This window comes from Massilia sp. Se16.2.3, from assembly GCF_014171595.1.
Classification (GTDB): Bacteria; Pseudomonadota; Gammaproteobacteria; order Burkholderiales; family Burkholderiaceae_D; genus Telluria.
The window spans coordinates 233726-246328 of the sequence record NZ_CP050451.1 but is presented as its reverse complement, the minus strand read 5'-3'; the positions used below and the strand labels follow the sequence as shown (position 1 = coordinate 246328).

Sequence of the window (12603 nt, the reverse complement as noted above, 5' to 3'; positions counted from 1 at the left end):
ACACAGTACAAAGGCATTGCACCAATGAAGAACGCATCGCAGCACAGCTGGACCCTGCAACCCGGCGCCCTGACGCTGGCCGACCTGCGCGCGGCCTGGGCCGGCCACTTCCCGATCGCGCTGGCGCCGGAAGCCGCCGCCCCGATCGCGGCCTCGAACGAACTGGTGAAAACCATCGTCGCCAAGGGTGACCCGGCCTACGGTATCAACACCGGCTTCGGCATCCTGGCCAAGGCCCATATCCCGAACGATCAATTGGAGCAGCTGCAGCGCAACCTGATCCTGTCGCACGCGGTCGGCACCGGCGAGCTGATCGCCGACCCGGTGGTGCGCCTGATCCTGCTGACGAAAATCGGCAGCCTGGCGCGCGGCTACTCGGGCGTGCGTCCCTTGATCATCGATACCCTGATCGCGATGTACAACGCCGGCATCATGCCTGCCATTCCTTGCCAGGGATCGGTCGGCGCCTCGGGCGACCTGGCGCCGCTGGCGCACATGACGCTGGCCATGCTGGGCGTGGGCCCGGTCCGCGTCGACGGCCGTATCATGGATGCCGCCGCGGCGCTGGACGCCGCTGGCATCCAACCCGTGTCGCTGGCGGCGAAAGAGGGCCTGGCCCTGATCAACGGCACCCGGTATCGACCGCGCTGGCCCTGCACGGCCTGTTCATGGCCGAACGCCTGGTGGAAGCGGCAATGGTCACCGGCGCCTTGTCGGTCGACGCTGCACGCGGCAGCGATGCGCCCTTCGACGCGCGCATCCACGCCGTGCGCGGCCAGCCGGGCCAGATCGCCGCTGCCGCCATCTACCGCGAACTGGTGGCGGGCAGCGCGATCCGCGCTTCGCACCTGGTCGGCGACGAGCGCGTGCAGGACCCCTACAGCCTGCGCTGCCAGCCGCAGGTGATGGGCGCCGTGATGGACCTGGTGGCGAACGCCAGCCGCACCCTGCTGATCGAGGCGAATGCCGTCACCGACAATCCATTGCTCTTCCCCGACGATGGCGCGATCGTCTCGGGCGGTAACTTCCACGCCGAGCCGGTCGCCTTCGCCGCCGACACGCTGGCGCTGGCGATTGCCGAAATCGGCGCGCTGTCCGAACGCCGCATCGCTCTCTTGATCGATGCGAACCTGTCCGGCCTGCCGGCCTTCCTGGTGCGCGAACCGGGCCTGAACTCCGGCTTCATGATCGCCCACGTGACGGCGGCGGCGCTGGCATCGGAAAACAAGTCGCTGGCGCATCCGGCCAGCGTCGACAGCTTGCCGACCTCGGCCAACCAGGAAGACCACGTCAGCATGGCCACCTTCGCCGCGCGCCGGCTCGACCAGATGGCGCACAATACGGCCGTCATTGTCGGGATCGAACTGCTGGCGGCCGGCCAGGGCATCGAGTTCCACCGCCCCTTGCGCAGTTCCGGGCACCTCGAGCACGTGCACGCCCAGTTGCGTACGCGCGTGCCGCCGTTCGACGCCGACCGCTTCTTCGCTCCGGATATCGAAGCGGCACGCCAGATGGTGATCAAAGGCGAGTTGTCGGCCTCGTGCAAGGAACTGTTCACGGTTTTACACCCTTAATTCAACCCAGGCACAGGAGTCGCGATGGATTTCCGGTTCAAGGCGGGTAGCGCCCCGATGCTGTTGTCGATGCCCCATGTGGGCACCGATATTCCCGACGACATCGCCGCAACGATGGCGCCCTGCGCGCTGGCAAAGGCCGATACCGACTGGCACCTGGCCGAGCTCTACGAATCGGCCGAGCGCCTCGGCATCTCGACGCTGGCGGCGCGCTGGTCGCGCTATGTCATCGACCTGAACCGCCCGCCCGAGAATACGAACCTGTATCCGGGCATGGACACCACGGGCCTGTGTCCAGTGGACACCTTTGGGCGCGACAGCCTGTACCAGGAAGGGCGCCTGCCGGACGAGGCGGAAGTCAAACGCCGGCTCGAACGCTACTGGCGCCCGTATCACAATCAACTGCGCGCGGAACTGGCGCGCCTGCTGGCGCTGCATGGGCGCGTGGTGCTGTGGGACGCGCACTCCATCGCCTCCCAGGTACCGCGCTTCTTCGAAGGCCGCCTGCCCGACCTGAACTTCGGCACCGCCGAAGGCAAGTCCTGCGACCCTGGCCTGGAACGGGCGGTCGTTGGCGTGGCGCGCGCCCAGGACCGCTTCAGCATGGCGGTGAACGGCCGTTTCAAGGGCGGCCACATCACCCGTTTCTACGGCCAGCCGCAGGAAGGCGTGCATGCGATCCAGCTCGAGATGTGCCAGTGCCTGTACATGGACGAGGCGCCGCCGTTTGCCTACCGCCCCGAGATCGCCGCCGAGGTGCAGCCGCTGCTGGCCGACATGATGGGCGCCGCGCTGGCCTGGGTGCGCGCATGAACGCCCTGTTCGCGCGCCATGCGCTCCTGCCGGAAGGCTGGCACGGCGACGTGCTGATCGAATGGGACGGGCGCGGCAACCTCACCAAGGTCGAAGCCCATGCGCGTCCACCGATCGGCGTGGCGCGCGCCGACTACGTCGTGCCGGGCATGGTCAACCTGCATTCGCACGCTTTCCAGCGCGCCCTGGGCGGGCTGACCGAACAGGCGGGCGATGGCCCGGACAGTTTCTGGACCTGGCGCGATTTGATGTACCGCTTCGGCGCCAGCATCACGCCCGAGCAGCTGGAAGCGATCGCGACCCAGCTGTTCTCCGAATGCCTGCGCCATGGCTACACGGCGCTGTGCGAATTCCACTATATCCACCGCGACCCGGCGGGCAAGGCCTATGCCCGTCCCGCCGAAATGGCCGAACGCGTGGTGGCGGCCGGCCAGCAGTCCGGCATCGGGCTGACGATGTTGCCGGTGCTCTACAGTCACAGCGGCTTCGGCGCCCAGCCCCTGAAACCGGAGCAGGGGCGCTTCCGCAGCGATGTCGACTCCGTGCTCGGTATCGTCGAGGCGTTGGCGCCGCTGCGGGGCGGCCAGCTCGAAGTGGGCGCGGCGCCGCATTCCTTGCGCGCGGCCGGCATCGAGCAGATCCGCGAACTGGCCGCCAGCCTGCCCGCCGGACGCCCGCTGCACATCCATATCGCGGAACAGCAGGGCGAAGTGCGCCAGAGCCCGGAATTCTCAAGCCGGCGCCCGGTGGAATACCTGTTCGACGCGATCGCGGTCGATGCGCGCTGGTGCCTGGTGCATGCGACGCATTTGAACGAAGCGGAAGTGGCGCAGCTGGCCGCCAGCGGCGCCGTTGCCGGACTCTGTCCGACCACCGAGGCGAACCTGGGCGACGGCCTGTTCCCCCTGTCCGACTACCTGGCCGCCGGCGGGCGCTGGGGCATCGGCAGCGACAGCCACGTGTCGCAGAGCCCGGTCGAGGAATTGCGCTGGCTCGAATATGGCCAGCGCCTGGTGGGGCAGCGCCGGAATATCGTCGCCAGCCCGGCGCGGCGCCACGTGGGCGAAAACCTGTGGCAGGATGCGCTATCCGGCGGTGCCCAGGCATCCGGGCGGCCAGTGGGCGCCCTGGCGCCGGGCCGGCGTGCCGATCTGCTCGTGCTCGACAGCACGCATCCGAACCTGGAGGGTGCGCTCGAGACCGACGTGCTCGGCCGCCTGGTCTTCTGTGGCAACGACAACCCGGTGCGCGACGTGCTGGCCGGCGGGCGCTGGGTGGTGCAGGGCGGGCGCCACATGGCGCAGGAGGCCATTGCACGCCGCTACCGGGAAGCCATCAACCAGCTGCGCGAGGTGAGAGCATGAACATCCTGATTCCGTTTGCCGGGCTGTCGGCGGTGCCGTGGAAGAATGGCGGCGGCAGCACCACCACCATTGCCATCGGTCCGCCCGAGGCCGGCTTCGACGACTTCGACTGGCGCGTCAGCCTCGCCACCATCGCCGAGGATGGCCCGTTCTCGCGCTTTCCGGGCGTGGACCGCACGCTGGCGCTGGTGGACGGCAACGGCATGACGCTCGACATCGACGGCAGCGAGCGCGTCATCCTGTGCGAGAGCGGCCCGGTGCTGGCCTTCGATGGCGACTCCGATGTCGTGGCCAAGCTCAATCGCGGCCCCACCACCGACTTCAACGTCATGACGCGCAGCGACCGCTGCTACCATCAGTTCGGACGGCGCCGCCTGGCCGGCACATCGCGCTTCGTCGCGCGCGCCGACCTGACCGTCCTGTTCCTGGCCGAGGGCGAGACCCTGGAGATCGCCAGCGACACCGAACGCATCAACATGGTGCGCTACGACGCCGTGATGTTCGACCCGGGCACCGTCTGGTCGCTGGAAACGAGCCAGGCGACCATTTTCATTGTCGACATTTTCTACTACAACGAGGACGAGGAAGAAGACTATGAGTGAGCGCCATGGCCCGCGTTTCGACGCCCTGTTTGCGAACGTGAACCTGGCCACGATGGTCGAGGGCTACGGCGAGATCAAGGACGGCGCCATTGCCGTGCACCACGGGCGCATCGCCTGGCTGGGCGCACGCCGCGATGCCCCGCGCGCCGCCGTCATCCACGACTGCGACGGCGCCTGGCTGACACCCGGCCTGATCGACTGCCACACCCATATCGTCCACGCGGGCAACCGCAGCGAGGAGGGGAAGCGCGCCTCGAAGGCGCCAGCTACGAGGACATCGCCGCAAAGGGCGGCGGCATCATGTCGACCGTGCGTGCCACCCGTGCCGCCACCGTGGAAGACCTGCTGCGCCAGAGCGCGCCGCGTGTCTCGCAATTGCTGGCCGAGGGCGTCACCACGCTCGAAATCAAGTCCGGCTACGGCCTGAACATGCTGGGTGAAGCGAACATGCTGCGCGCCGCCCGCCGCATCGGCGAACTGCTGCCGGTGCGCGTGCGTACCACCTTCCTCGGCGCACACGCGTTGCCGCCGGAGTTTGCCGAGCGTGCCGATGACTACATCGCCGAGGTCGCCGAGCGCATGCTGCCGCTGCTGGTCAAGGAGGGCCTGGTCGACGCGGTCGACGCCTTCTGCGAGCGCATCGGCTTCAGTTATGACCAGACCGAGCGTGTGTTCGCCGCGGCGAAACGCCTCGGGCTGCCCGTGAAACTGCATGCCGAACAACTGTCAGAACAGCGCGGGGCCGAATTGGTGGCGCGCTACCGCGGGCTCTCGGCCGACCACCGGAACACCTGACGGCGGCCGGCGTCCAGGCCATGGCGGCCGCCGGCACGGTCGCCGTGCTGCTGCCCGGCGCCTATTATTTTCTCCGCGAGAGCAAAGTGCCGCCGATCGGCGCGCTGCGCGAGGCGGGCGTACCGCTGGCCGTGTCGACCGACTGCAACCCGGGTACCTCGCCGATGACTTCGCTCCTGCTGGCGATGAACCTGGCTTGTACCCTGTGGCGCCTGACGCCGCGCGAGGCGCTGCTTGGTACCACTGTGCACGCGGCGCGCGCGCTCGGGCTGCAGGCGGAGGTCGGCACCCTGGAAGTGGGCAAGCGCGCCGATTTCGCTTTATGGGACATTGCCCGTCCGGCCGAGCTGGCCTACGCGATCGGCTTCAATCCCTGCCAGGCGGTGGTGAATGGCGGCGTGATGCGCGAGCGGGATATCGGTTTGCCGGCGGGGTTTTGAAACAGGCCGGTGTGTTTGACAATATCTTGCCGACATAGAGCGCATCCGGGACGATGGTGGCGTACTGCTCATCAAATGGGACGGGGGACGTACGCAGCTGCGCCAGACGATCGTGATAACGCGCGTTGCTTCGCCTGATTACTTCTTTCGCAAGGATTGCGACGACATCGGTTCGGCCCTGCAAGAAGCGATTAGCGATTACTGGACCGCATTTCCGGAACGGCGCTGATGCATACAGAGGCGCCAGCCGGCTGAACTTTCACAACGACTGCAACTTCGACCGCGTATTCGACACTGCCCGGTGCAGCAGGCGCTCGGCCTGGAAATCGTTCTCGCGCTGGGCCGCGATGGCGTGCAGGCTGCGCGTGTAGTTATCCAAGCGCGAACGCAGCCATGCCTTGTAGATCCGCCTGGTAATCGGTTGCAGGATGAGTGCCATGGTGTCTCCCCTTGTGCGAAGAGCCTATTCTCGGCGCCACCCATTCCTTGCATTTGTGATCACTCAATCGTGCGACAGCCCTGGCGAAGCCTTGAGAAGCCTCAATTCGCCCGTCTCCAGCTCGGTAATTATAGGTATCAGAGAATCGGTAAGAGAGGTAAGCAATTGTAAGAGCAACCACTTTTCGCGATTTCACCGGGCTATAGTGAAGTCGTTGATTTCCAGTCTCCCCTCCCCATTCTAAACAATGGGTTCGCCCACGGCGCCTTACGGTCCCGTGGGTTTTTCTTTGTGAGAGCGCCGAACAAAAGCCTCATGGCTGCGTTGCCTCGTCTCGCCGTACTAGCGTACTGTCTTCGACGAGGCGCCTTGCCCTGAGCCTTTTGTTCGACGCTCTTAATACTGCATGTTCAGTCCGCGCGGCGCGCCAGCTGGTCGAGCGCTTCGCCCGTCACGCGGCAGATGCGCCATTCCGGCAAGATCTCGGCACCCATGTTGCGGTAGAAGCCGATGGCCGGCTCGTTCCAGTCCAGCACCGACCATTCGAAGCGGCCGCAGCCGCGCTCGACGGCCAACTGGGCCAGGCGCGACAGCAGTTCGGTGCCGTATCCCTTGCCGCGGTGCGATTGACGCACGTAAAGGTCTTCCAGGTACAGGCCCTTCTTGGTCAGGAAGGTCGAGAAATTATGGAAGAACAGGGCGAAGGCGACGACTTCGCCGTTCTCCTCGCCGACGATCGCTTCGCAGGCGGGACGGGTGCCGAACAGTCCCTCGTGCAGCAGCTCTTCGGTGGCAACGACCATGTGCTCGAGTTTTTCGAACACGGCCAGCTCGACGATCATCGAATGGATGTGGCTGACGTCGGCCGGTTCGGCAGGGCGGATGGAGAAATGGGTGACAGCGGTCATGGGGTTTCGCTTACGTTGGTCAAAAGGTCTTCTTGCACAGGTTTGGGTGCGGGTGCGCGCAGGGCCCAGGCCACGCTGGCCAGGCACAGGATCATGCCGAGGAATTCGACGGGGCCGGGACGGTAGCCTTCCAGTTTGATCGACAGCAGCACCGACAGGACCGGCGTGATGACGCCGATGTACACGGCCTTCTGTGGCCCGATGCGGTTGATCAGCGTGAAATAGGCCAGGAAGGCGATCACCGAACCGAAGATGGCCAGGTACAAAAGGCCGAGCGTATAGGTCAGCGTCGGCGGCGGCACGAAACGCTGGCCGGTCACGACGACATAGGCGGCCACCAGCAGCGTACCCCACAGCATCGACCAGGCCGTGGTCAGCATCACGTTGCTCGACTGGGCGCGCACCTTGCCGACGACAACGCTGCCGGCCGAACTGGCGATCGTCGCCACCAGCGCCAGTACCACGCCGAGCAGGAAGTGGCCGCTGCCACCGACCTGCAGGTCGTGCCAGGCGGTGGCGATGGAATGGTAGAACAGCAGGGCGACGCCACAAGTGGCGGCTGCGCCGGCGCTCCAGGTGCGCGCGGCCAGAGGGGTGCCATGGAACAGGCATCCAAGCAGGGGCGTCCAGAATACCATCAGCGCAAACAGCACCGCCACCAGGCCGGACACGACCACTTCCTCGGCCTGGTAGGTGCAGATATACGAGAGACCGAAGGTCGCCATGCCCTGCACCATCAGCCATTTCTGGGTGCGCCAGGGCAGCTGGATTTTATGGCCGCGGCCGATGCAGATGGCGAACAGCACGAAGGACGCCAGCGCGAAGCGATACACCACCGAGACGGCCGGCGGGACTTCGCCCAGCTGCAGGGTGATGGCAAAGAAAGTGGAGCCCCAGATCAGCGAGGCGATGACGAAGAGGACGGAAGAAGGCATCGCGGAAGTATACGTGCTTTCCGGATTGCCCGTTGTCCATAAATTGCGCGGTAATTCAGGAGGCAGGGCGCCAGAGGCGGCAAGAAGCGCGCCGACGCAGCGGCCGGGCATGGCAGGGGGCCAGCCGCCGCGTGTGGTTCTACGCCTTCAGTGCGTTACGCGCGTGTTGTAGCCGTTGCTCAGCAGCCGCACCCGCTAGCCCGGCCGGAACAGTTCGTCCGCCACCTGCGTGACGGCGCGCAGTTCGCCGCTGTCGAGCTTGACCGTGATCTCGAAGCCGGGGCGGTTGTTGGCGTTCGCTTCCACCCGGTTGCCGATCAGGCCGCCTGCGATGGCGCCAACGATGCCCATGGCCGCCGAACCGTCGCCATGGCCAATTTGGGAGCCGGCCAGGCCACCAAGCGCGGCGCCGCCCATGGTACCGACCCCGGATTCCGGATTGGCGATGGTAACGTTCCTGACCGATTCGACCGTGCCCATGCGCACGACCTGTTCGTTCTGGGTCTGGGAAGCGTGGTAGACGCTACCCGACTGTGGCGGCGTGGCGCAGCCGGCAAGCAGGGCAGCAAGGAAAAGCGGGGCAAAGGCGAAAGGAGCTTTCATGGCGATTCTCCGGCAGCATGCGTCCTTCCAGCTTACTCCCGCAAAACAGGCAGCGCAGCACGCGCGACGCGTGCGAGCAACAGGCGGCTTCAGTACGCCAGCTCAGTAGGCCCAATGCAGGCGCCGGTACAGGAAGCCCAGCACGAACAGCGGCCCGATCAGCAGGAAGCGCAGGTCGTCGAGGAAGGACGGCTTCTTGCCCTCGATCTTGTGGCCGATGAACTGGCCGATCCAGGCAACCACGAAGATGGCGATCGACAGCGGCAGCACCGTCATCGGCGGCATCAGCGCCAGCACCGCCAGCATCACGGCCGACATCGCGAGCATGCCCCAGGCGAAGGGCTTCGACAGCTGGAAGTAATACCACATCGCACCCAGCACGGCCGCCAGCGCCACCACCGGATGGATCGCCCACAGGATGCCGAGCAGCGAAAACACGATCAGCGGCACGCAGACCATGTGGAAGCGCTCGTTGGTCGGATTGCGGTGGCTGTCGCTGTATTGATCCAGCAGCATGTGGATGTTACGTGCTTGGGCAGTCTGGTCCATGGTGTCTCCGGCAAAAACAATTGGTCTTGTGCCGGGAATTCTACACCCGCGCCGCCGCGCTCAGGCATGCTCGGCCACCTGGGTCGCAAAGGCCGGACGCGGGCCCAGGCGCATATGCGGATGGTTCGCGAACAGCTCGGAAATCCATTCGACGAACACGCGCACCTTGGCCGACAGGTGTCGGTTCTGCGGGTAGACGATGTGCACCGGCAGCGGGTCGCTCGCCCAGTCCGGCAATACCTGCACCATCCGGCCTTCCTGTACGTGGCGCACCAGCAGGTAATCGGTCATCTGGATGATGCCCAGGCCGGCCAGTCCTGCCTGCACATAGGCGTTCGAGTCGTTCAGGGCGATCACGCCCGGCATCGGGATCTCGATACGTTCGCCGTCGCGGTTGAAATCCCAGTCGTAGACCTTGCCGGTCTTGGCGGAGAAATAATTGACGCAGCGGTGGCGCACCAGGTCACCGGGGTGCTGGGGCAGGCCATGGCGCGCCAGGTAGGAGGGCGATGCCGCCGTAACAAAATTGATGACGCCGACGCGGCGCGCGATCAGGCTGGTGTCGAACAGCGGTCCGCCGCGCACCGCGCAGTCGACGCCTTCCTCGATCAGGTCCACCGGACGGTCGGTACTGCCCAGTTCCAGCGTGATGTCGGGATAGCGCTCGAAGAAATCGGGCAGGGCCGGTACCAGGATCTCGCTCGACAGGCCGGTGGGCGTGTCCACGCGCAGCCGTCCGCTCGGGTTGACGCGCATGCGCGACAGCGATTCCTCGGCATCGCGCACGTCCGACAGGATGCGCACGCAGCGTTCATAGTAGGCGGCGCCGTCGGTCGTCACCGTCACCTGGCGGGTGGTGCGGTGCAGGAGCTTGGCCGAGAGCGAAGCTTCCAGGGCCTGCACCATGGTCGACACGCTCGCCTTCGGCAGGTTCAGCATCTCGGCCGTGCGCGTAAAACTGCCGGTATCGACCACCTGAACGAAGACTTCCATCGCCTGCAACTTGTTCATTTCTCTCCCCACTCGCGCAGAAAAGCCCTAACTTTATGCCTATTGTTCAGAATATCCGAACAATCAATTCGAAATTGGCATCTTTATCAGATTGTAGACCATGTCTATAGTGCTCGTACTGACACATGAAATTCCATCCATCCGTAGCAGGGGTAGCAACATGAACAACCGGGAAACCGTCGTGACAACGATCTCGCTGGCGCTGGGTACGCTGGCGATGGCCTTTGTGGTCGGCAGCAAGGCCTATGTCCAGGCAGCGGGTGCCGAGGCGCGTGGCGTGCATGCGCTGGCGGCGATCGTGGCGGGCACGGTGGCGCCGGCACCGGTGACGCTTAACCCCGGGCTGAACATGGCACTGAATCGCGAGGCCAACGGATGAACGCGCCACTCGACAGCCAGTCCCTGCAGCCCGACCCGGTGCGCGTGCGCGACCTCGAAGTGAGCGGCGAGCAAGGCGTCCTGCGCGCCCGCCTGTATGCCGCCGGCGCGCCTTCCAAGCGCGACACCCTGGTCGTGTTCTTCCCCGGCGGCGCTTTCGTCCGGGACGAGCTCGATGAATCCGACAGCTTCCTGCGCCGCATGGTCAGCGCCAGCACGGCGCAGCTGGTGCTGGCATCGAACTACACGCTGGCGACCGCGCGCCCTTTCCCGTCGGCGGTCGAAGATGCCCATGCGGTGCTGCTGTGGGCAAAGAAGAACAAGACAAAACTTGGCTGGAACGGCAAGCGCATGATCGTCGCCGGCATCGAGGCGGGCGCCAACCTGGCGGCCGTGTGCGCCCTGATGTCGCGCGACCGCGGCGCCCCGAAACTCGACGGCCAGATCCTGCTCATGCCGATGCTCGACCCCGGTCTGTCGAGCTGCTCGATGCGCGCCATGACGCAGTGCCCGGACAAGGAAAAGCTGGCCGACGGCTGCGCCGCCGCCTACCGCGACTACCTGCCCAACGCCGCCGACCGCACGCACCCGTATGCCTCGCCCCTGCAGTCGAGCCGCCTGAAAAACCTGCCGCCGGCCCTGATCCTGTCGGCCGAGGACGACCCCCTGCGCGACGAAGCCGAAGCCTACGGCGCCAAGCTGGCCAGCTTCGGCGTCGCGGCCACCGTGCTGCGCCTGCTGCCGGCACCCGTGCAGGCCGAAGACCGCAACGAATGCGCCTGCGAAGCCCATGCGCAGGTGGAAATCGCACGCTTCATCGCAAGCCTCGGCGGGCAGGAGGCCCCGCCCGGCTAAGTCAGCACCTTTCCGTTTTTCCCATCCCTGATTGACCGGACACGCGCCTGAGCAGGCGCGGCGAACCCCTGTTTTTCCGCGATTCGTCGTGGAAGGGACCGGTGTCGCCTACTGATTAACATTCTCGCAAGAAAAAGGAGTCAACATGAGAAATCATCCATCATTCGCCGCCGCCGTGCGGCCCCTGGCAGCGGCGTTATTGGCCGCCGGCCTGTTCGCCACCGCGCTGTCGGGCTGTGGCGACGCCAACAGCAAAGCCGCACCAACAGCACCCGCGGCACCTCCGGTATCGGCCGCGCTGGTGCTGGAAAAGCCGGTCGCTGAAACCCAGGAATTCTCGGGCCGGCTGGAAGCGGTGGAGCGCGTCGAGATCCGCTCGCGCGTGTCCGGCTTCATCACGACTGTCAACTTCAAGCCGGGCAGCGAAGTGAAAAAGGGCGACGTGTTGTTCGTGGTCGATCCGCGCCCCTACCAGGCCGAAGCCGCCCGCGCCACGGCAGCTGCCGCCTCGGCACGCGCCAAGCTGGAACTGGCGCGGCGCGAACTGGCGAGAGCCGAGAGCCTGCTCGCCGACAAGGCCATCGCCAGGCGCGAGTTCGATGAAGCCCAGGCGGCCGTTAACGAACTGGAAGCGAATGCGAACGCCGCCCAGGCCCAGGTCGAATCGGCGCGCCTGAACCTGGCCGACACCCGCGTCGTCTCGCCCATCGACGGCCGCGTCTCGAAAGCCGAGATCACCCTCGGCAACCTGGTCGACCCGACGGCCGTGCTGACCTCGGTCGTGTCCCTGAACCGCATCTATGCCAGCTTCGATGGCGACGAAGACACGTACTTGCGCGTCGGTGCCCGTGCCCAGCAGGGCGCGCCGGTGGCGGTGCGCGTGGGCCTGGCCAACGAAGAGGGCTTCCCGCACGAAGGAAAACTCGAATTCGTCGACAACCAGCTCGACGCCCGTTCCGGCAGCGTACGCATGCGCGCCGTGTTCGACAACGCCGAACGCACGCTCGCGCCGGGCCTGTTCGCGCGTATCCAGCTGGGCGCAGCCGATAGCCGCAAGGCGGTCCTGATCAGCGACCGCGCCGTCGGCACCGACCAGAGCCGCAAGTACGTGGTCGTCGTCGGCGCGGATAACAAGGCCGAGTACCGTCCCGTCACGCTGGGGCCGAACATCGACGGCCTGCGCGTGGTGCGTTCGGGTTTGAAGGCGGGCGAGAAGATCGTCGTCAACGGCCTGCAGCGCGTGCGTCCCGGTGCGCCGCTGGCACCGACCATGGTCGCGATGGATGGCGCGCCTGCCCAGTCGCTGGCCCTGGCCGCCACCAACGCCAAGGAGTAAG

General features: G+C 66.0%; 12 protein-coding genes and 2 pseudogenes. 8 read left to right on the top strand and 6 right to left on the bottom strand.

What is annotated here, in order from left to right; genetic code table 11:
- Positions 1-24 precede the first annotated feature (24 nt).
- The 5 genes and pseudogenes from hutH (at position 25) to hutI (ending at position 5588) form a co-directional block, all read left to right on the top strand.
- Positions 25-1574: pseudogene (gene hutH / locus G4G31_RS01185) on the top strand (histidine ammonia-lyase).
- A 24-nt stretch (positions 1575-1598) separates the two neighbouring features.
- Positions 1599-2387, top strand: a complete 789-nt coding sequence (gene hutG / locus G4G31_RS01180) for an N-formylglutamate deformylase (protein ID WP_182989953.1) — start codon at positions 1599-1601, stop codon at positions 2385-2387.
- The gene (locus G4G31_RS01175) at positions 2384-3751 is read left to right on the top strand and encodes a formimidoylglutamate deiminase (protein ID WP_182989952.1); all 1368 of its coding nucleotides are present in this window, start codon (positions 2384-2386) and stop codon (positions 3749-3751) included. The genes hutG and G4G31_RS01175 overlap by 4 nt, the downstream gene beginning before the upstream one ends.
- The gene (locus G4G31_RS01170; protein WP_182989951.1) at positions 3748-4353 is read left to right on the top strand and encodes a HutD family protein; all 606 of its coding nucleotides are present in this window, start codon (positions 3748-3750) and stop codon (positions 4351-4353) included. Before G4G31_RS01175 ends, G4G31_RS01170 begins: the two co-directional genes overlap by 4 nt.
- Positions 4346-5588 (top strand): annotated as a pseudogene (hutI, locus tag G4G31_RS01165) (imidazolonepropionase). The gene G4G31_RS01170 and the pseudogene hutI overlap by 8 nt, the downstream one beginning before the upstream one ends.
- A gap of 259 nt (positions 5589-5847) precedes the next feature.
- Here hutI and G4G31_RS01160 read toward each other — a convergent pair.
- From G4G31_RS01160 to G4G31_RS01135, 6 genes are all read right to left on the bottom strand, one after another.
- Positions 5848-6027, bottom strand: coding sequence for a hypothetical protein (locus tag G4G31_RS01160; protein WP_182989950.1), 180 nt, complete (start codon positions 6025-6027; stop codon positions 5848-5850).
- Positions 6028-6437: 410 nt separating this feature from the next.
- Complete coding sequence (locus G4G31_RS01155; RefSeq protein WP_182989949.1) at positions 6438-6935, bottom strand: GNAT family N-acetyltransferase; 498 nt, start codon at positions 6933-6935, stop codon at positions 6438-6440.
- The gene (locus G4G31_RS01150; RefSeq protein ID WP_182989948.1) at positions 6932-7870 is read right to left on the bottom strand and encodes a DMT family transporter; all 939 of its coding nucleotides are present in this window, start codon (positions 7868-7870) and stop codon (positions 6932-6934) included. Before G4G31_RS01150 ends, G4G31_RS01155 begins: the two co-directional genes overlap by 4 nt.
- A gap of 195 nt (positions 7871-8065) precedes the next feature.
- Positions 8066-8473 carry a glycine zipper 2TM domain-containing protein gene (locus tag G4G31_RS01145; protein ID WP_182989947.1) on the bottom strand — a complete coding sequence of 136 codons (408 nt, stop codon included), beginning with the start codon at positions 8471-8473 and terminating at the stop codon, positions 8066-8068.
- Positions 8474-8575: 102 nt separating this feature from the next.
- Entirely contained in the window at positions 8576-9022 is a 447-nt protein-coding gene (locus G4G31_RS01140; RefSeq protein ID WP_182989946.1) for a DUF962 domain-containing protein, read from the bottom strand.
- Positions 9023-9082: 60 nt separating this feature from the next.
- A complete protein-coding gene (locus G4G31_RS01135; protein WP_182989945.1) occupies positions 9083-10033 on the bottom strand; it encodes a LysR family transcriptional regulator in 951 nt (316 codons plus the stop codon).
- Positions 10034-10214: 181 nt separating this feature from the next.
- On the opposite strand from G4G31_RS01135, the gene G4G31_RS01130 reads away from it, so the two are divergent.
- From G4G31_RS01130 to G4G31_RS01120, 3 genes are all read left to right on the top strand, one after another.
- On the top strand, positions 10215-10412 hold the full coding sequence (locus G4G31_RS01130) for a hypothetical protein (protein WP_182989944.1): 198 nt from the start codon (positions 10215-10217) through the stop codon (positions 10410-10412).
- Positions 10409-11266 (top strand): alpha/beta hydrolase, encoded by an 858-nt coding sequence (locus tag G4G31_RS01125; protein WP_182989943.1) that lies wholly within the window; start codon positions 10409-10411, stop codon positions 11264-11266. The genes G4G31_RS01130 and G4G31_RS01125 overlap by 4 nt, the downstream gene beginning before the upstream one ends.
- Before the next feature lie 145 nt (positions 11267-11411).
- Positions 11412-12602 (top strand): efflux RND transporter periplasmic adaptor subunit, encoded by a 1191-nt coding sequence (locus G4G31_RS01120; RefSeq protein ID WP_182989942.1) that lies wholly within the window; start codon positions 11412-11414, stop codon positions 12600-12602.
- The last annotated feature ends 1 nt before the right edge of the window (position 12603 follow it).